The organism is Mycobacterium sp. (genome assembly GCF_044223235.1).
Classification (GTDB): Bacteria; Actinomycetota; Actinomycetes; order Mycobacteriales; family Mycobacteriaceae; genus Mycobacterium.
Window position 1 is genome coordinate 51,058 of sequence record NZ_JBGAME010000013.1, and the last position, 17,489, is coordinate 68,546.

General features: G+C 66.7%; 16 protein-coding genes. 4 read left to right on the top strand and 12 right to left on the bottom strand.

Annotated features, from left to right (window positions below):
- Positions 1-270 precede the first annotated feature (270 nt).
- On the top strand, positions 271-1,710 hold the full coding sequence (locus ADBZ6K_RS16490) for a hypothetical protein (RefSeq protein WP_526348556.1): 1,440 nt from the start codon (positions 271-273) through the stop codon (positions 1,708-1,710).
- Positions 1,711-1,782: 72 nt separating this feature from the next.
- Here ADBZ6K_RS16490 and ADBZ6K_RS16495 read toward each other — a convergent pair whose 3' ends face one another.
- Positions 1,783-3,708 carry an ABC transporter ATP-binding protein gene (locus ADBZ6K_RS16495; RefSeq protein ID WP_526348558.1) on the bottom strand — a complete coding sequence of 642 codons (1,926 nt, stop codon included), beginning with the start codon at positions 3,706-3,708 and terminating at the stop codon, positions 1,783-1,785.
- Positions 3,709-3,929: 221 nt separating this feature from the next.
- Between ADBZ6K_RS16495 and ADBZ6K_RS16500 the strand changes: the two genes are divergently transcribed.
- Positions 3,930-5,702, top strand: a complete 1,773-nt coding sequence (locus tag ADBZ6K_RS16500) for a hypothetical protein (protein ID WP_526348560.1) — start codon at positions 3,930-3,932, stop codon at positions 5,700-5,702.
- A gap of 164 nt (positions 5,703-5,866) precedes the next feature.
- On the opposite strand, the gene ADBZ6K_RS16505 is transcribed toward ADBZ6K_RS16500, so the two are convergent.
- Together ADBZ6K_RS16505 and ADBZ6K_RS16510 are read right to left on the bottom strand one after the other, a co-directional pair.
- Positions 5,867-6,289 carry a YkvA family protein gene (locus ADBZ6K_RS16505; protein ID WP_526348562.1) on the bottom strand — a complete coding sequence of 141 codons (423 nt, stop codon included), beginning with the start codon at positions 6,287-6,289 and terminating at the stop codon, positions 5,867-5,869.
- Between the two features lie 148 nt (positions 6,290-6,437).
- Positions 6,438-7,772 carry an aminotransferase-like domain-containing protein gene (locus tag ADBZ6K_RS16510; RefSeq protein WP_526348564.1) on the bottom strand — a complete coding sequence of 445 codons (1,335 nt, stop codon included), beginning with the start codon at positions 7,770-7,772 and terminating at the stop codon, positions 6,438-6,440.
- 94 nt (positions 7,773-7,866) lie between these two features.
- Between ADBZ6K_RS16510 and ADBZ6K_RS16515 the strand changes: the two genes are divergently transcribed.
- Complete coding sequence (locus tag ADBZ6K_RS16515) at positions 7,867-8,484, top strand: DJ-1/PfpI family protein (RefSeq protein ID WP_526348566.1); 618 nt, start codon at positions 7,867-7,869, stop codon at positions 8,482-8,484.
- A 107-nt stretch (positions 8,485-8,591) separates the two neighbouring features.
- Here the strand turns inward: ADBZ6K_RS16515 and ADBZ6K_RS16520 are convergent, their stop codons facing one another.
- The 5 genes from ADBZ6K_RS16520 to ADBZ6K_RS16540 are packed head-to-tail and all read right to left on the bottom strand — an operon-like array spanning position 8,592 to position 12,388.
- Positions 8,592-9,377, bottom strand: a complete 786-nt coding sequence (locus ADBZ6K_RS16520) for an alpha/beta fold hydrolase (RefSeq protein WP_526348568.1) — start codon at positions 9,375-9,377, stop codon at positions 8,592-8,594.
- Positions 9,374-10,099, bottom strand: coding sequence for a flavin reductase family protein (locus tag ADBZ6K_RS16525; protein ID WP_526348570.1), 726 nt, complete (start codon positions 10,097-10,099; stop codon positions 9,374-9,376). The genes ADBZ6K_RS16520 and ADBZ6K_RS16525 overlap by 4 nt, the downstream gene beginning before the upstream one ends.
- Positions 10,100-10,125: 26 nt before the next feature.
- A complete protein-coding gene (locus ADBZ6K_RS16530) occupies positions 10,126-10,599 on the bottom strand; it encodes a DUF6841 family protein (protein ID WP_526348572.1) in 474 nt (157 codons plus the stop codon).
- An 11-nt stretch (positions 10,600-10,610) separates the two neighbouring features.
- Positions 10,611-11,465, bottom strand: a complete 855-nt coding sequence (locus tag ADBZ6K_RS16535) for an MBL fold metallo-hydrolase (RefSeq protein ID WP_526348574.1) — start codon at positions 11,463-11,465, stop codon at positions 10,611-10,613.
- Between the two features lie 20 nt (positions 11,466-11,485).
- Positions 11,486-12,388, bottom strand: coding sequence for an alpha/beta hydrolase (locus ADBZ6K_RS16540; protein ID WP_526348576.1), 903 nt, complete (start codon positions 12,386-12,388; stop codon positions 11,486-11,488).
- A 123-nt stretch (positions 12,389-12,511) separates the two neighbouring features.
- Here ADBZ6K_RS16540 and ADBZ6K_RS16545 point away from each other — a divergent pair, with 123 nt between their 5' ends.
- The gene (locus tag ADBZ6K_RS16545; protein WP_526348578.1) at positions 12,512-13,321 is read left to right on the top strand and encodes a helix-turn-helix domain-containing protein; all 810 of its coding nucleotides are present in this window, start codon (positions 12,512-12,514) and stop codon (positions 13,319-13,321) included.
- A 71-nt stretch (positions 13,322-13,392) separates the two neighbouring features.
- Here the strand turns inward: ADBZ6K_RS16545 and ADBZ6K_RS16550 are convergent, their stop codons facing one another.
- From ADBZ6K_RS16550 to ADBZ6K_RS16565, 4 genes are all read right to left on the bottom strand, one after another.
- A complete protein-coding gene (locus tag ADBZ6K_RS16550; RefSeq protein WP_526348580.1) occupies positions 13,393-14,298 on the bottom strand; it encodes a 3-hydroxyacyl-CoA dehydrogenase in 906 nt (301 codons plus the stop codon).
- A 189-nt stretch (positions 14,299-14,487) separates the two neighbouring features.
- Positions 14,488-15,420, bottom strand: a complete 933-nt coding sequence (locus ADBZ6K_RS16555; RefSeq protein WP_526348582.1) for a 3-hydroxyacyl-CoA dehydrogenase family protein — start codon at positions 15,418-15,420, stop codon at positions 14,488-14,490.
- Between the two features lie 30 nt (positions 15,421-15,450).
- Positions 15,451-16,233, bottom strand: coding sequence for an enoyl-CoA hydratase/isomerase family protein (locus ADBZ6K_RS16560; RefSeq protein WP_526348584.1), 783 nt, complete (start codon positions 16,231-16,233; stop codon positions 15,451-15,453).
- Positions 16,230-17,480 carry a CaiB/BaiF CoA transferase family protein gene (locus ADBZ6K_RS16565; protein WP_526348586.1) on the bottom strand — a complete coding sequence of 417 codons (1,251 nt, stop codon included), beginning with the start codon at positions 17,478-17,480 and terminating at the stop codon, positions 16,230-16,232. Before ADBZ6K_RS16565 ends, ADBZ6K_RS16560 begins: the two co-directional genes overlap by 4 nt.
- Between the last annotated feature and the right edge of the window lie 9 nt (positions 17,481-17,489).

Consider the following 17,489-nt stretch of genomic DNA (forward strand, 5'->3'; position numbering starts at 1 on the left):
GCGCACAGCTTGGCACGATACTGCGCGCCGCTGTGCGTACGAGTGGACGAATACGCCGAGCGTGACGCCATGGCGTGTCCAAGCGGGCAATCCCGCCGTGACGTCACGCTCGACGCTCGGCGCGCGAGCGCAAACGCGACAGACTTGAAAAATCAGCTATCGCGGGCATGCTGGAAACGTCTAGGTTCTTATCAGGGTCCTCTAAGCTTCTCTGCCAGAGAACCGGCACCCATGCCGTCTCACGTGGATCCAAATTTCTGGGGGTTGCACATGGCAATTCGGCCTATTCTCACCACCGGTATGGCGCTCGCGGGGGCGGGCGCCATCGTCGTCGCGACGCCGGCGCTCATGGTGCCCACCGATCAGGTGGCCGTCGCCGCGAGCGAACAAACGTCGCCGACGGGCAAGAGGACGCTGTCCGTCGATCAGCTGAGGCTGCTGGCGCTGAGTGACATCACCCTCGAGGGCCTGGTCGACGTATTCGCCGAGGGCTACGGGGCTGGGGTCGGTGCGGACGATCCGTACTATCCCGTCGACGATCCGATCTACGTCACCGGGTTCACCGGCCTTGGGTATTACCTGGGTGATCAGGTGCTGGATTCGTTGGTGTTGGCCAATCTGCCGCTGGTGTCTGACCTCGCCCAGTTCGCGTACGACAACGTCACCAGCTACTACTTCGAGATCGGCGCCACCGCGGCGCTGCACGTGGCGCTGGCCGAGGCGACCGGCGGTCCGGACACCGACTTCGCGCAACTCCTGAAGGTCATCTTCAACCCGCTGGGCTCCATCCTCAATCCGCAGAGCGCTGGCGTGGCGCTGGCGGCGGCCCCCGCGGCGGTCGCCCCGTCAGCGATCACCTTGGAAGGCTTTGTCGAGGCGTTTGTCGACGGCTATGGCGGCAGGGTGCTCACCAGCGATGCCTACTATCCCGTCGCCGACGAGGATTACCCGATCGAGCCCTCGGCGCTCACCGGTGTGGCGTACTACCTGGGTGACCAGGCCTTGACGTCGGTGGCCGACGCCGAGGTGCCGCTGGTGTCGGAACTGGCCAAATTCGCCTACCAGAACATCACACGCTATTACTTCGAGATCGGGGCTCCTGCGGCGCTGCATGTTTCGCTGGCCGAGGCGACTGGCGGCCCGGATACCGATTTCGCCCGACTTCTGCAGGGCGTCTTCAATCCGAGCAGCATCGAGCTTGCGGCCGAGGAGTCCGAGCTCGAATCGCTCACGGCCGCGGCCGGCTCGGGTGCGGCTGCCAGGGCGCTCGTCGCCGCGGACGCGGGCGAGGCCGACGGTCCCGGGGTCCTCCCGAAGAAGCCGGCGGCGGTCGTCGACGTCTCGGTCGGCGAGGGCACACCTGCGGACGAATCCGAAAAGGCCACCCCGGCCGACCCAGACGCGGATGCAGACAAGGCCGGTGACGAGGCCGGCGCGGGCGAGGGCAACGCGCCCGTCAAGTCGACCAAGGGCCCGAAGCTCAACGTGAAGAAGGACAACCCGCTGTCGGGTCTGAACAAGGCGCTCGACGACGTCAAGGACAACGTGGAGAAGTCGACCAAGAAGCTGGGCGACGACTTGAAGAAGTTGACCGACGGCCTCGGCAGTAAGGGCTCCGCCGGCAGCACCTCCGGCGGCACGGCGGCGGACGGGGAGTCGGGCGGCGACGACTCGGGCGGCGACGACTCGGGCGGCGACGCCGGCGAGTAGGCCCCCGTTCGTCGAGAGCAGAGCTTCGGCCCCTTTCCCCGCGGAAGGGGCCGAAGGCTTATCCACTCGGCTCTACTCGTCGAGGCTGGTCGCCGGTCCCGCGTTCAGCTCAGGCTGTTTCGACCCGTCCGTCTTTGATCCGTGGACGAGGTCGGGGTCGACGTTCTGTGCGTCGTACAGCCTCTCGTAGAGACCGCCCTCGGCCATCAGCGTGCGATGATCGCCTGCCTGCGTGATGCGCCCGTCCTCGATCACCAGGATCCGATCGGCGACCGCGGCGATGAAGTCCATGTCGTGACTGATGACGATGCAGGTGCGGTCGCGCGCATAGGAGCGGATCACGCCCGTCAGCCTGGCGCGCTGATCGGCGTCGAGGTTCTCGGTGGGTTCATCGAGCAGCAGGACCTCCGGCTCGCGCAACAAGCAGCGCGCCAGCGCGATCAGCCGCTTCTGGCCGCCGGAGGGTACCTGCACGTCGATGATCGTGTCGTAACCGTCGTGCATCTTGGCCGGGTCGATGATGACCGAGTGCACATGGGCGTGCACGCAGGCCTCCTCGACCTCGGCGTCGCTGGCCTCGGGTCGTGCCAATCGGACGTTCTCGCGGATCGTGTCCTTGGTGAAAAAGGGGAACTGGGCGAGCTTGGAGACCTGCTCGCGCAGGGACTCGATCGTCACCTCGCTGATGTCGTTGCCGTCGAGCAGAATTCGGCCACCCTGCGGGTCAAGGAACCGCAGCACGAGGTTGAACACCGTCGACTTTCCCGATCCGATGCCACCGACCAGGGCCACCGTCTCGCCCTCCCTGACCGAGAACGACAGGCCGTCGAGGACCTTTTGCCCGGGCCGGTATCCGTAGGTGACGTGCTCGAAGACCAGGTTGCCGTGCACCTCGCCGAGCGCGATGGCGTCCGTGCGGTCCTGAACCGACGGGCGGGTGTCGAGCAGCTCGTAGGTCGCCGCCGCGCTGGGCGCCACCGACTGGTACACGGTGTAGGCGCCCATCACCCGTTGCGCGGCCCCGAACATCGTCGGGACCATGCCCGCGAACACGACAAGGCCGGCGAAGGTGAGACCGAAGCTCGAACTGAACCCGATGCCGACCACCAACACCACGACGGTGCTGAGCGCGACGAACACCTGGGAACCGTTCGTGGTGGCCTGCATCCAGACCACGCTTCTCGCCGAGGCTTTCGCGGCGCGGTCCGACAGCGCGTGAAACCGCTTGCTGCGGATGGGCTGGGCGTTGAACATCTGGATCTCGGCGATACCGCTGATCGTCTGCTCAAGCTCTGCGGACATCGCGCGGTCGGCCTTCATCTCCTGCAGCGTGGCCCGCTGAACGCCGCGGCCCGCGTACTTCAGCGTCAGCAGGGCCACGGGGGTGAGAATGAGCGCCGCGAGCGTCATCTGCCATGACAGGGTCAGCAGATAGGCGATCGCCACCATGAGTACGAAGGCGTCGATGAGCGGTGACAGCAGGCAGTCTGTCAGAAGGCGTTGCACGCCAGTGCATTCGACGGTCACCCGCGGTATCAGTGCGCCGCTGCTCGACCCGGTGAAGAAGTCCAGCGACAGTGTCTGGACATGGTCGTGGACACGCTGGCGGATGTCGGTGACGAGCACCCGTTCCACCTTGGTCCCGACCCAGGCCTGAACGAGGTACATCAGCTGCGCGAGCACGAGTGAACCCGCCCACGTCGCGAGCAGCACCACGAAGGGAACGGGCGCCGCGAGCGAGCGAAGCAGACCGTCCTTCCTGGCGACGAGCGGGCCGCGGACATCCCACACCCCGGTCAGGTTTCCGTTCGCGCCGGCGTCGGCGACGGCCTGCATCATCGGCCCGAACGCACCAGCCGAGATGTACGGCAGGGCGGAGGCGATCACGCCGATCAGCGACAGCAGCACGATCAGGGCGCCGACCGGTCGGAGCATGCCCAGACTGCGCCAGATGAGACGGAACGCCGTGAGTTGGCGCTGCGCACTCGATTCGGCCACGTGAGCCCACCTCTTCCGGGTAGCGTCAGCGCTTCGCGCTTATGGGGTGAACGCTAGCGGTCAACCTGGAGGTCGACCTGGAGGTCGACACCGCCCGGCGTGCCATTTTTTCGGGTGCGATTCATCGGGGCGTATCCGGCGGACAGACGGCAAATCGGGCGTCGGTCATGCCGACGCGGCCCGCGGCCCATACGATGCCAGTGGTCCACGAAGGGATGACGATGCCGTCAGGTAAATACATCGGGTACATCGGCGGCGCCGCGGTCGCCGCGGGGGTCGGTGCCGCCATCGCAGTGGCGGGACAGGGCGTTGCGCAGGCCGACGACGGCGAGTCGAAGCCCAGCGCAGCCGAGTCGAAGTCAGGCGAGGCCCAGTCCTCTGGTGCGAAGTCCTCTGAGGCGAAGTCGCCTGCCGCGGCATCCTCCGATGTGAAGTCGACGGGGTTGACGTCGTCCGAGAGGTCGGCCGGGGCCGGCGACGTCGGCGAAGCCGACGCCGCTCCCAAGCGTCCGCTGGTGAAGATCGCCGCAGGGATCGCCAAGGAGCTGCCGACGGTCAAGGCGTTCGACCAGGCGGGGGTCGTCAAGAACCTGCAGAAGCAGTTCAGCACCAGCAACCCGCCGAAGAAGGCGACGCCGGTCAAGGACGCTGAGGACGCTGAGGACGCTGAGGACGCTGAGGAGCCTGGGGAGTCCGCCGTCACGCCGGAGGATTCTTCGCAGGCGGAGCCCGCGAATGAGCCACCGGCCGTCACCCAACTGGTCCAGGCCGGTGTGGAACCGGCGAAGCGGAGTGCGGCTGCCACCTCCGACCCTCTCGCCGACCTGGCGGCCGGGGTATCACAGGTCGCCGCCACCATCGGCGAGGCGCTGGGGTCGGTGACTACGCCGTCGGATCCGGCCGTTGAGCCAGCCCCGACCGGCAAGGCCGCCCCGACCGTCGAGGACGCGCTGGCGCCCTCCGACAGCTGGTATCTGCCCAATAACGCACCCGTGCCGTGGAACTGGAACCCGCTGCGGGCAGCCGACCCGATTCCCAACGACATGCCCGAACTGGTCTGGCAGCTCGAGCAGGGGGCAGTGGATCTGGTCGACCCGGTGCCGTCGGTGCAGCCGGTGGTCAGGGAAGGCTTCGAATTCGGCTACCGCGTCACCCAGATGATCCCGTGGGTCAACGTGGTGGTGCCGCTGACCAATATCGCCGGCGACATCCCGAACCTGGTCAGCGGTGATCCGGTGCTGTTCCGGGACGCCAGCCAGAGCATCATCAACAACCTGCTCGTCACCACGACACCGGTGTCGATCCTGTTCTACGGCTACGACCAGGTCGCCGACCTCGTCAACCTGGAATACGAGGCGCAGGAGCTCAAGGACGGGTTCTACCGGGTCACCTGGGATGTACTCGACTTCGTGGATCTGCTGCACAACAGGGGACAGTCGGGTCTGCCGCTGTCCCGGAACCCCGCGGGTGGTGGCGCGTCGGTTCTCGCGCAGCCCGTCACCCTGGCTGCCGCCGTGACTCCGTTTGCGGTCGCCAGCGCCGACGATCCGTTGTCCGATCCGTTCCGTCCCGATGACCCCGACCCGAAGGGCTTGCCGCCCTTGGTGCTTGGCGTGAGGAACGCGATCCTGGATCCCCTGCCCGCGGCGGTGCGGCCGTTCGTCCGCGAGGTGTACGAGCTGGGCTATCGCAGCACCCAGATCGTGCCGTGGGTCAACACCGTCGTCCCGATCATCGAGATCGTGCCCGCGCTCATCCTGGCGGCACAGGGGGACAAGGCGGGCGCGCAGGTCGCCATCAACCAGCTGCTGTTGACCACCGGGCCGGTGTCGGTGGTCTACTACGGCTACGACCAGGTTGCCGATCTGCTCAACGTCGAAGACGGTGCGTGGGCGCTGAAGACCCAGTTCTACACCACGGCGTGGGACACCGTCGATTTCGCGTTCCTGCTGCACAACGCGGGTGAATCGGGACTCGAGACGATCAGCGCGTAGCGGTCAGCGCCGTTGCGCAGACCTCGGCGCGCGAACTCTGACGGATCCGGATCGTCGTCCCGCTGGCACCACTGGTTGCGCATATTGATGCTTGTTGAATGATGCAGTGTGCCAACAGTTTTGTGGTACCTGGCGTGATCCAGCGCCACACGGTGTGTGTCCGGTCAGCCGAGCCCGGCGAGCCGGATGAGGGCGGTGAATCCGTCGTCGGTGCCTGGCCAGTGGGCGCGGAGCGCGGGTAGGCCGGCGCGGCGCACGACGCTGCGCAGGACGGCGGTCACGATGATCGCGTCGTCGGCGTAGCCGAGAACGGGGATGAAGTCGGGTATCAGGTCGATCGGCGAAGCGAGGTAGAGCAGCAGCAGTGCGAGTCGGATCCGCACGCCGCTGGGCAGGGTGTTGTCCGAGGCGAGGCGTCGGATGAGTCGCAGCAGATCCGGTAGGAGCCGCAAAGCCTCGGGCAATAGGTCGCCGCGCGGCCGGATGGCGGCCAGCGTGACCGCCAGCGCCACCCAACACAGCACCAGTGCGGCGGTGACGCCGAGGAGAGTGTCGATCCACCAAGCGCCAGTGAGAGGCAGCGTCATGGGGGAGCCGACGACCCGCAGGTGCCGCCCGAAGGAGGAGGCCGGCGCGGTGCGTTGGGGCGGACGCTGGGTGCGCAGCTATGAAAGAGCCGACCATGACTGGTAATTCGCACGGTATGGTCCTATCCGCTGGGCTGCGGTGCTCCGGTCAGTATGTGTGGTCGCCGATCACCCGTCTCACGGTGTCAAGTGTATGGGCGAGAACATCCAGGCTCACCGACCCGAGTGCTATCCGGATCGCATGCGGCGGGCTTTTCGTTGTCGCAAACGGTTCTGCTGTGGACACCGACACGTTTTCGCGCATGAGCGCAACCGCCACCTGGTCGGCGCGGGCTTCGCCGGGCAGCGGGAGCCACAGGAAGTACGACGAGGGATGTCCGACCACCCGCAGCCCATCGAGAACGTCGCGAGCGACGGTTTGCCGCCGACGGGCGTCGGCACGCTTGTGCGCCTCCAGGTCCGCGATCGTGCCGTCGTTGAGCCATCCGGTGGCGATCGTGGTCATCAGCGCCGGGGTGTTCCAGGTTGTAGCGCGTATCGCGCGCTCGAGTGCGATGATGAATGGTGTTGGGGCTACCACGAATCCGAAGCGAAGTCCGGTTGCCACGTTTTTGGAGAGCCCGGAGACGTAGATTGTCGACTCCGGCGCCAGCAGGGCCAATGGGGGCGGTGGCCGGTGCACCAGAAACGCGTACGCGGCGTCTTCGATGATGAGAAGTCCGTGCTCGCGAGCAATCGCCACCAACTGTTCACGCGACCGCCGGGGGGTGACCCACCCGAGTGGGTTGTGCAGCGTCGGCATCGTGTAGACCGCTCGGACGCGCCGTGTGACGCACAGCCGCGCCAGCGCGTTCAGATCAGGGCCGTCTGTTGCCGCTGGTAAGGGCACCAGTTCCAGGCGGTATGCGTGGGCGAGCACCTTGAATCCCGGGTAGGTCAACGCGTCGACCGCGATCACGTCACCGGGTTGCAGCAACGCCAGCGCCGTGACCGCCAATCCGTGCTGCGCGCCGCTGACGATCAGTACCTGATCCGCGGGGACGCTGAGTCCGCGCTGTTCGAGGTGAAGCGCCACCGACGCCCGCTCGTGCGGACGGCCGCCGTGGGGCTGATAGCGCAGCAGAGCCTCCAGATCACCCGAGGACGCGAGGCCTCGCAACGTGTTTCGCAGCAGATCGGCCTGTCCGGGCAGCGATGGATAGTTGAAATTCAAATCCACGACGTCGTCGGCAAACGCACGCTTGTCGACGTCGTCACGGTGCGGTAGGGACGATTCCCGGACAAAGGTGCCGCGGCCGGCTTCGCCACTGACAAGGCCCATCGCCGCGAGCTCGGCGTAGACCCGGGTCGCGGTGACCAGGGCGAGTCCTTCTCGGGCTGCCAGCTCCCGATGCGTCGGCAACCTTGTGCCCGGCGGAATCTTGCCGGCTCGGATCTCGGCCGCGAATGCGTCGACGACGTCCTTGTATCGCGCGCGAACCACCGTGGCATTGTATCCATGACAATATTTTGATCGTATTGGATTAAAGATCCTACGCTCGACTCGACGACATCACTTCGGCAGAAAAGCAACGACCGTGCACATCGCCATCCTGACCTTCGAGGGTTACAACGAGATCGACTCCTTGATCGCACTCGGTGTTCTGAACCGAATCAGCAAGCCGGGCTGGCAGGTATCGATCGCCAGTCCCAGCCCGCGGGTCCGCTCGATGAATGGCGTGGTCATCGAGTCCCATGTGTCGCTTGACGAAGCCAGCGCCGCGGACGCGGTCATCGTGGGCAGCGGCAGGCGGACCCGCGAGGTGGTCGAGGATCACGCGCTGATGGCGCAGTTGCGCCTCGATCCGACCCGGCAACTGCTCGGTGCACAGTGTTCCGGCACGCTGGTGCTGGCCAAGCTCGGGCTGCTGGACGGAGTCCCCGCCTGCACCGACCTGGTGTCGAAGCCGTGGGTCCAGGCGGCCGGCGTCGAAGTGCTCGATCAACCGTTGTTCGCCAAGGGCAATGTTGCCACGGCCGGTGGTTGCCTGTCCTCGGCCTATCTCGCGGCCTGGATGATCGCCCGCCTGGAAGGGGTCGAAGCAGCGACCGACGCCCTGCACTATGTCGCGCCGGTCGGAGAAAAGGACGACTACGTCGCACGCGCGATGGGCAATGTCACGCCGTACCTGGACCACGCATTGATGACCGCCTGATCCAGGGCAGCATCGATCCCCGAGATAGTCCTCGCGAATCTCATCGTCCCGATTGCGCGATCTGCTCGGTGACGAACACCTTGTGTTCCAGCGCCCCGGTCATGGGATCACCTCGTGATCGCATCGGCGAAGTCGAGGACCACCGCCGCGACCGCCCCAGGGAATTCGACGTGGGCCCAATGCCCGCCCTTGTCAATGACTTTCACGACGGCCTCGGCGAAGCGCGCACTGATCTGACTGACCAGCTGCTCGGTCACGAACGCGTCGGCGCCGCCGCGGATGATGAGCACGGGACCACTGAATGCGCTGTCGGCGAATGCCCCGCTGATCCCGTCGTTCCACACGTCGACGTAGTGGGAGACGACGTTGGCCGCAACGGGCTCTCCGATTTCGGCGAGCCGGTCGAGCTGCTCTTCGCTGAGATGAGGCGACAATTCGGCGCGTACCGAGCGCTGCGCATGGCGGTCACCGCCGAGGGCACGGAACGCACCAACCGCCTCCTCGGGAAGCCGGGTGCCGCCTAGCGGGACGGGGGTGATCAGCACGAGTCCGCACACCTGATGTGGATGCTGCGCGGCAACCAACTCGGCCACCTGCGTGCCGAGACTCTGGCCGACGACGACGACCGGCCCGTCGATGCCGGCGAGGATGCCGCCGGCTTCGGCCGCCAGTGACCGCAGCGTCACGCTGTGCGCAGCGGCGAGCGATCCGCTGCGCGCGCCGAACCCGGGCAGGTCGTAGCGGACGCTGGCGAGCTCACCTCCCAGCGAGTCGACCAGGCCGTCCCACACCGTTGCGTCGTCGAGGAAGCCGTGAATGAGCAACAGTGTCGGCGCGGCGGCGGTATCGCCAACCGTGCGGGTGACGGTGAACCCGGACACTGACGGTGTCATTTCGCCGCCGTCGTGGTCGCGCCCGAGGGGGACCACTCGGGCGTGTCGATGGGTGAATAGTCGCTCGCGCGTGCGTCGAGGCGGCTCGCGCGCTGCGCGGTGAGTTCATCGACGAGCTCGTCGGGCAGTGGCGTGGAGAAGATGTTGTCGACGAGGGTGTATTCGCCCGCGAGTCGCCCGAACGCTCCCAGCGCGCCCACATCGATGCGCCCGTTGGACAGGTAGAGGTCGTCGCGGATGTGGATGCGCTTGACCCGTCCCCACACGACATGGTCGGGCAGCGGCGGCATCGGAATGATGCGGTCGACGACGCATTCGAACGAGATGGGGGCGTCGGCGATGCGGGGGGCGGAGATCACCTCGGAGGGGGCCTTGTTCAGGCCGAGTGCCTCGAACTCGTCGACGGCGGTGTCGAACTCGTAGGCGGAGCGGTGCACAGCGTCCGCCTGGCCGATCGAAGCGATGTTCACGACGAACTCGTTGGTGTCGCGGATGTTGACGAACGTGTCCTTCAGCGTGACTCCGTCGGAGCGGGGCTGCAGCGAGATGGAGAGCACCGGTGGGAAGCGTCCGACGACAGTGAAGAACGATACCGGCGCGATGTTTCCCACTCCGTCAGTCGACCTGGTGCTGACCCAGGCGATAGCTCGGGGCAGCACGCTGCCGATGAGAAGTTTGTAGCTCGATGTGGGATCGAGATCCGTGGGGTCGATGGTGGTCATGACTGTCTCCCTGATGGTGTTGGTGGTCAATCGGTTTGCGGCCAGAGTGTTTTCAGCGAGCCGCTCGCGGTGGGTGCCGCCTGCAGGCCGACAATCCGCCATCCGGCGTGGCCCCGTGCGACCTCGAAGTGGGCGGCCACCCGCTCGATCTCGGTACCGTCGGTGCGGCACCGGGACCAGATCACCTCGATCGAGGCGCCGTTGCGGTGGTACACCGTCACCCTGCGGTCGGGCACCGAGGTGTGCGCGTAGCCCTCGGCGCGCAACCGGGTCTGCAGCGCGTCCAGTTCGGCCACCACCGCCGGCGCATCCAGGAGCCACCGGCTGCTCCGGTCCTCGCTCCAGTGCAGGGGCACCCCCCAGTAGTCGAGAATGAACTCTGGCCCGCGCGCGATCGTGCCGGCGCCGACGCCGATCCAGGTCCGCAGGTAGTCCTCGAAGAACCAGTGCGTGACCTCGTCCCGTACCGATGGGTGCGACTGAGTGGCGTTGTTTGTCATGGGATTTCCCTTCAGCGACCGCTGGGTTCGGATAGAAGTGCGATGGCCGTGTACCAGACCGGGCCCACGTTGAGCCGGTCGGGATAGCGGGCGATCATTTCGTCGAAATAGACCTGGGGCGTGGGTCTCTCGGCGAGGAGCCATTGAGCGTCCAGTAGGTAGCTACGGGTTTGGTCCATGATGGCCGGGAGGTCGGGGAGAACCCTGTTCTTGTGGCCGGCCACCACAGCCCCGGGCTGCAGCGCTTCGACCTTGTCGAGCGCGGCCAACCATGCGTCGATTCCACCGTGGCCGCTTTCGAGCAGGTATTGGTGCACCCCGTTGTAGGCGACGTCGCCGGCAACGACCAGGCCGATGGAGGGCACATGCAGCACCGTCGTGTCGTCGGTGTCGGTGTGGCCGACCTCGACGGCGTGCAGCCGGTGGCCCTCCAGCTCGATCCCGTCTACCGGAGCCGTTCGATAGGTGACGGGGGTGGGCGGGATCTGGCCGGGAAAGTCGACGTCCCAGAGCTGTGCGCGGCCCGCGGCGGCCTGGTCATGCATCATCGCGATCGTGCCGTCGGTCGCGTAAGCGACCGCGTGCGGAAACCGTTGCTGCAGTAGGGCGGTGCCGAACCAGTGGTCGCCGTGCCCGTGGGTGGCGTACACGGTGGTGAGGTTCTTGCCGGAGGCTTCGATCCAATCGCCGACGCGGCTCACCTGCTCGTACGTGAACGGCGGGTCGACGAGTACGGCATCGTCCCGGCCGTAGATGAGGGTCGAGGCGACGGGTGAGGAGATGATCGGGCTGCCGTCGGGCAGCCGCTGGTCACGCTGGCGTCGCACGCCGTCGTTGACCATAACCTCGTAGTGCAGTTCGGACATGAGACAACTTCCCTTCGGGGTCAGAGGTTTTCCGCTGTGAGGTGCTCGCGGAACCATGCGATGGCGGCGCCGCCGGCTTCGTCGAAGCGTGCGAGATACGGCTCGAAGTGTCCGCCGTCGATGGTGAGCAGTCTCTTGGGCTGCAGCGCGCGCTCGTAGGCGGCGAGTGCGAGGTCGCTGACGGTGATGGTGTCGTGTAGTCCCACGATCATCAGCAAGGGTGTGGGGGAGACGCGGGGGATCCAGGTTCCCGGCTCGTACATACGCGCGGCTCGGGAGGAGCGCAGGGTCACGGCGTTCTCCCACGCACCCTCGGGCACCGGCTGGGTGTAGAACGCGACGGCGTCGGGCGCGCGGTAGGCGGCGGCTATCGACGGGTCGGCGCTGACCACGGCCTGGGTGGCCGGCGGTGCGCCGTGGAACTGTCGGCGTTCGTCGTCGGCGAAGGCGGCCTCCAACGCGGGCACCAGATCGGGAGCGACGCGCCGCAGGCTCTGCTGATAGCCGCTGATGGTCGGGACCTGCGCGACCACCGCGCGCAGCCTCCGGTCGGTGGCCCCGAGCACGATCGCGTGCCCACCGGCATAGCTGGTGCCCCACAACCCGATTCGGCTCTCATCGACCATCGGCTGGCTCTCCAGGAAGGAGATCGCCCTGCGCCAGTCGGCGATCTGCACCCACGGGTCGACATCGGATCGCGGTGTGCCGCCGCTGGCGCCGAATCCGCGGTGATCGTGCACGAGGACGACGAATCCCGCCGCGGTGAACGCCGCCGCGAAGCGCTCCAGGCCGTGTTCTTTCACTCCGGCGAAGCCATGCGCCATGGTGATGGCCGGATGCGGCGGCCGCCCCTCGGGAACGAACAGCCAGCCCCGCAGGGTCACGCCGCCCTCGACGGCGAATTCGACGTCCTCTCGATGCATCGTCTGCCTTCCTTTTCGTGGATCGCGGCTGTGGCCTGACTCTTTCCACGGTGGGACAGCTGCGCTAAAGCTGGAAGGCCGAATTGATCCTGGGAGTGGCGTGGACAGGATTAGGCTCGCGTGGTGTCGGCCAAGGTCAACGCGCTGGGCGATTACCTGCGTGCCAGGCGTGAGCGGCTGCGGCCCGAGGATGTCGGGCTGGTGGCCGGGTCGCGGCGCCGGGTGGCGGGCCTGCGCCGTGAGGAGCTGGCACTGTTGGCCGGCATTAGCGCCGACTACTATCTGCGGCTCGAGCAGGGCCGCGACAAGAACCCGTCGGCTCAGGTTCTCGACGCGCTGGCGCGGGCGTTGCGACTGGACATCAAGGCCACTGAGTATCTGCACCAGCTCGCCGGGTCGTCCGCCGCCCGACGGGACCATACCGGTGTCGAGGCACCCGACGACGGCGCGCCGGAACTGATCGATCAGCTGCCGATGCCGGCGATCGTTGCCAGCCGCCGCCTTGACGTTCTGGCGGCCAATGCCGTCGCCCGCGCGTTGTCGCCGGGCTTTGAACCGGGAACAAACTTCCTGCGCTGGCGGCTATTAGACCCCGCCGCGCGCGAGCTTTACGTCGATTGGGACGAAGCCACCGAGGTCGCGGTCAGCGGGCTGCGTGAAGCGGCAGGCAGCGTCCCCGACGACCCGCGCATGCTGTCGATCATCGACGAATTATCTTCCGCCAGTGAGCGGTTCCGGGAGTTGTGGGCGCGCGCGGACGTGGGCTACCGGGTGGGTGTCATCCACATGCGCCACCCGAGGGTGGGCGACCTGTATCTGCACCGCTATCGGCTCAACATCCCGCATTCCGGCGGCCAGCACGTGCTCTTCTACCGCGCCGAACCCGGCAGCGATTCCGAAAGGGCGCTCGAGGCACTGCGCTCGCTGAGCTGAGTTCGAGGCCCACGAGGTTCATCATCGGGAAAGGGCCTTCGACGCACCCGTTGACACTCATCTGTGGCTCCTCACGCGGTCACACCCCGACTGGATAGTTCGGCGTACGCGATGCCGGTGAGGTTGCCTTGGAGGGCGCGGACGGGTCGGTGGCCGGTTCCGTCCAGAGCAGCGACGTAGATGTTGCCGCCGAGGTCGGTGACGAACATCCGGTCGTGGGCTGGATCGAGCGCGATGCCGATTCCTTCCATCAGGTGGGTCGCGACGATCTCTGGTTCGGTGCGGCCGATGTCGTCCAACGGGGCGCGATTGACTGTGTTGCCAAGCGGCGGGTCGCCACGGTCGGTCCAGTACAGGATTCTTGTGGTGTGGTCGATTTCGAGGTCGATCGGCTCAGGCAGGCCTTTGAACACCACCTCGATGTCGCTGCGGTGCGTCGCGGATTCTCCTGTGGGAATGTCGATCCCGGACCGCAGAATCCTGCCCAGCCCCGCATCGCTCGGACCCTTCTGGGTCCAGTAAAGATGGCCACCGGCGTGGTCGACGGCAACTCCGACGCACCATGTGGTTTCGTCGCGGCGGTCGTCTTGGCCCTGGCCGGTCTGCACCAGCGTCTCGATGTTGGAGCCGTCGAGGTCGCAGCGCATGACCCGCATACCTTCGCGGTCGCCCCAGTACAGCTTGCGGCCTACGGTGTCGAAATGCAGCTGCTTGGGGGTGTGGGTGCCGCCGCTGGGCACGATGGTGGTGCGATTGCTTCCGTCGAGGTCGATACGTTCGATCGAGCCGTCGTTGGCAGGCGGCACTCCCATGTTGGTCCAGTAGATGTGGCCGTCCTCCAGGTCGACTGCGACGCCGTCGGGGACGGCGCATCCGGTGACAAGGATTGTCTTGCCGGATCCGTCGGAGTTGATGGAGAACAGCCGCCCGCCTCCACTGGCTTCGAGCACGAACAGTTTGTCGGTGTGGTGAGTCATCGTTGTTGTCCTTTCGACTAATCAATAAGAGTGGCAATGTCTTTGACGCGTCAGTTAGCGCGGCATGCTGGGCGTGATGCTGCCGGTCGGCGCCGCTCAGTGGCGAGATACCAGCACGTAACCGGCAATGGCGAAGGTCGCGGGCGTCATCGCCAGCGCGCCATACATCACGCTCAGCATCGCTTCTCCCTATTCGGCGCGCACCGCGATGAGGCGGAACAGCATCTCGTCGCGGTGGGCGGCGAGTTGCTCGACCGACTGGCCGTCCGCTTCTGCGAGGACGCCGTTGACGATCTGTTGCCGAAGCTCGGGGGTGAACTGTGGATTGCCCAGGCCTGGCCACCCGGCGGCCATCCGCGGCATCAGGGTGTCCATGAAGTGCTGGATGCCGCCAGCGCCGCCGCCAAGATGCCACAGCAGGTTGGGACCCATGACACCCCAGCGCAGCCCGGGGCCCCAGGACACCGCGGCGTCGGCGTCGGCGACGTCGAGCACCCCCTGGTCGATCAGATAAACGACCTCTCGGTAGAGCGCCGACTGTAGGCGGTTGGCCACGTGTCCCGGCAACTCCCTTTTGAGGTGGATGGGCTTCTTTCCGATCGACGCGTAGAACGCCATCGCATTCCGGACCGTTTCCGGGGCGGTCTTCGTCCCGCCGACGACCTCCACGAGGGGGATGATGTGCGGCGGGTTGAACGGGTGGCCGATGACCGTCCGCTCCGGTCGTCGGCACTGGGCCTGCATGACACTCATGGTGATCCCAGACGAGCTCGAAGCGATGATCGCGTCGGGCGGTGTGGCGTCGTCGATGTCGGCGAACAGTGTGATCTTGAGTTCCGGGCGCTCCGGCGCGTTCTCCTGGACGAAGTCCGCATCGGCGAGGGCCGAAGGCAGGTCGGAGGTGAACTTCAGTCGGTCGGGGGAGGCGCCCGGCGCCAGCCCCAGCGTCGTTACGGCCTCCCACGCACCCTCGACGTAGGTCCGCAGTGCCGCCTCGGCGCCCGGCGCCGGGTCGGTGGCCGTCACATCGAAACCCCGGGCGAGGAAGTGCGTCGCCCAGCTCGCGCCGATGGTGCCGGTACCGACGATGGCGATGCGCTGCACAGGTTTTGGTGAAACCATGATTGTCAATCCTTTACGTCGGTTGGTCGGTTAGCGCCCGCGCCAGACGGGTGCACGTTTCTCGGCGAAGGCCAGCGCTCCTTCGTGCGCGTCCTCGGTGTCCAGCAGGCTGTGGGCAGCCTCGGTTTGGCGCTTGAACGCCTCGGCGTCATTGAGGCCCTGCGTTTCTCGCAAGACCTGCTTGACCTTCGCGAGCGCGAGCGGTGCGTTGACGGCGATGCGCGCGGCAAGCTCCCGCGCGCCGGCCACTGCGGCGCCGGATGCGGTCAGCTCACTGACGAGGCCGTACCGGTTGGCATCGACGGCCGACATCGGTTCGCCGGTGAGCAGCACCTTGAGGGCGACGTGGTAGGGGAGTCGATGCGGCAGGCGGATGACGCCACCCTCGCCGGCGATGAGTCCCCTTTTTACTTCGGTCAGGCCGAATTTGGCGGTGTCCGCGGCGACGATCAGGTCGCAGGCCAGCGCCATTTCGAAGCCCCCGCCGAGTGCCCATCCTTCGACGGCCGCGATGAGCGGCTTGCGCACCACGGCTTGGGTGAGCCCGCCGAACCCACGTCCGGGGAGGATCGGGGTCTGCCCGCTTGCGAACGCTTTGAGATCCATGCCGGCGCTGAACGTTCCGCCTGCTCCGGTGAGCACTCCCACCGACAGTGACGGGTCGGCGTCCAGCTGGTCCAGGGCGGCGGCCAGTTGGACAGCGACCTCGCGGTTGACGGCGTTACGTTGCGCTGGACGGTTGATGATGATCGTCAGTACGCCATCGCGACGTTCGGTCACGACCAGCTCCGCCGATACGTCAGTTGCGGTCATCTCGTTGTCTCCTGTTCTGCTGCAGGGGGAACCACTTTCTGTTCCCGTAGTTGGGCGATCTCCTCGACGCCGAATCCGAGCTGGGCGAGGACTTCGTCGTTGTGCTCGCCGTGTTCGGGTGCGCGCCGGGCGGGCACCCTGGCCAGCCCGCGCAGGGTGATCGGGTTGTTGACCGTGTACTCCAGGTCGGAGGCACCCTCGATCGGCACCACGATGTCGGCGGCGCGCAGCTGCGGATCGGCGGCCGCCTCCGCGGCGGTCTGGATGACGCCGTAGGGGATACGGGCTTGGTCGAGAACCTCTTTCCAGTGCGCCAACGGTTGCGCCCTGAACTCCGCGTCGAGCAGTTCGGCCAGCTCCGCGGCGTGCCGGCCGATGACCTTGGCGTCGGCGAAGCGAGGATCGGCCAACAGGTCGGACCGCCCGATGGCGTTGGCCAACGCGGGCCACACCGATTGCTTAGCCGCCAGCATGAACCATCGGCCGTCGCCGCTTGTATAGGGATTGCTCAGCGCGTTCACCGGTCTGTTGCGGTCATGCAGTTCGTACGGCCTGCCGCCGGCCAGGGCCGCTGACACCAGCGTTCCGGTCGCCCACACGCCCGTGGCCAGCAGCGAGGTGCCGACGTTGGCGCCCAGCCCGGTGCGTTCGCGGTGATACAGCGCGGTCGTGACAGCCGCGTAGATCGCCGTCGCGGTGGTGTAATCGCCGCTGCCCCAGGGTGGAGATGTCGGTGGGGCGCCCGCATCGCGGGTCGAGGCGAGCAGCCCGCTGCGCGACCAGAAGGCGGTCAGGTCGAAACCTGGCAGCCCGGCGTCGGGTCCCGCGTCGCCGAATCCGGTGATGTCGGCGTAGATCACCCGCGGGTTCCAGCCCGACACCTCCTCGTAGCCCAGGTGCAGGGCCTCGCGGGTACCGTGCGGGAAGTTGGTGATCACGACGTCGGCCCATTCGACCAGACGTTTGAGGATCTGCGTACCACCCTCTGACTTGAGGTCGACGGACATGCCGCGCTTGTTGCGGTTGGCCAAGTGCCAGCTGTAGTTTCCCGGTGCTGCCGGGCTCGGCGGCACCGAGCTCAGCAGTCGCTGGGGGTCACCCAGACCCGGCGGCTCGACCTTGATCACGTCGGCACCGAAGTCCGACAGCATCGTCGCCGCGGCCGGAGCCGCGATGAAACTGGCTATCTCGACGACTCTCAGGCCGGAGAATACGGATTGCGTTGTCTGCGTTGGCTGTGTGGTCACTTTCATCCC

Coding starts and splice junctions, on each gene's coding strand:
- ADBZ6K_RS16505 (WP_526348562.1), bottom strand. CDS start 6,289: ATGACGCTGCCTCTCACTGGCGCTTGGTGGATCGACACTCTCCTCGGC.
- ADBZ6K_RS16540 (WP_526348576.1), bottom strand. CDS start 12,388: ATGCATCGAGAGGACGTCGAATTCGCCGTCGAGGGCGGCGTGACCCTG.
- ADBZ6K_RS16500 (WP_526348560.1), top strand. CDS start 3,930: ATGCCGTCAGGTAAATACATCGGGTACATCGGCGGCGCCGCGGTCGCC.
- ADBZ6K_RS16535 (WP_526348574.1), bottom strand. CDS start 11,465: ATGTCCGAACTGCACTACGAGGTTATGGTCAACGACGGCGTGCGACGC.
- ADBZ6K_RS16520 (WP_526348568.1), bottom strand. CDS start 9,377: ATGACACCGTCAGTGTCCGGGTTCACCGTCACCCGCACGGTTGGCGAT.
- ADBZ6K_RS16555 (WP_526348582.1), bottom strand. CDS start 15,420: ATGGTTTCACCAAAACCTGTGCAGCGCATCGCCATCGTCGGTACCGGC.
- ADBZ6K_RS16550 (WP_526348580.1), bottom strand. CDS start 14,298: ATGACTCACCACACCGACAAACTGTTCGTGCTCGAAGCCAGTGGAGGC.
- ADBZ6K_RS16490 (WP_526348556.1), top strand. CDS start 271: ATGGCAATTCGGCCTATTCTCACCACCGGTATGGCGCTCGCGGGGGCG.
- ADBZ6K_RS16525 (WP_526348570.1), bottom strand. CDS start 10,099: ATGACCACCATCGACCCCACGGATCTCGATCCCACATCGAGCTACAAA.
- ADBZ6K_RS16560 (WP_526348584.1), bottom strand. CDS start 16,233: ATGACCGCAACTGACGTATCGGCGGAGCTGGTCGTGACCGAACGTCGC.
- ADBZ6K_RS16530 (WP_526348572.1), bottom strand. CDS start 10,599: ATGACAAACAACGCCACTCAGTCGCACCCATCGGTACGGGACGAGGTC.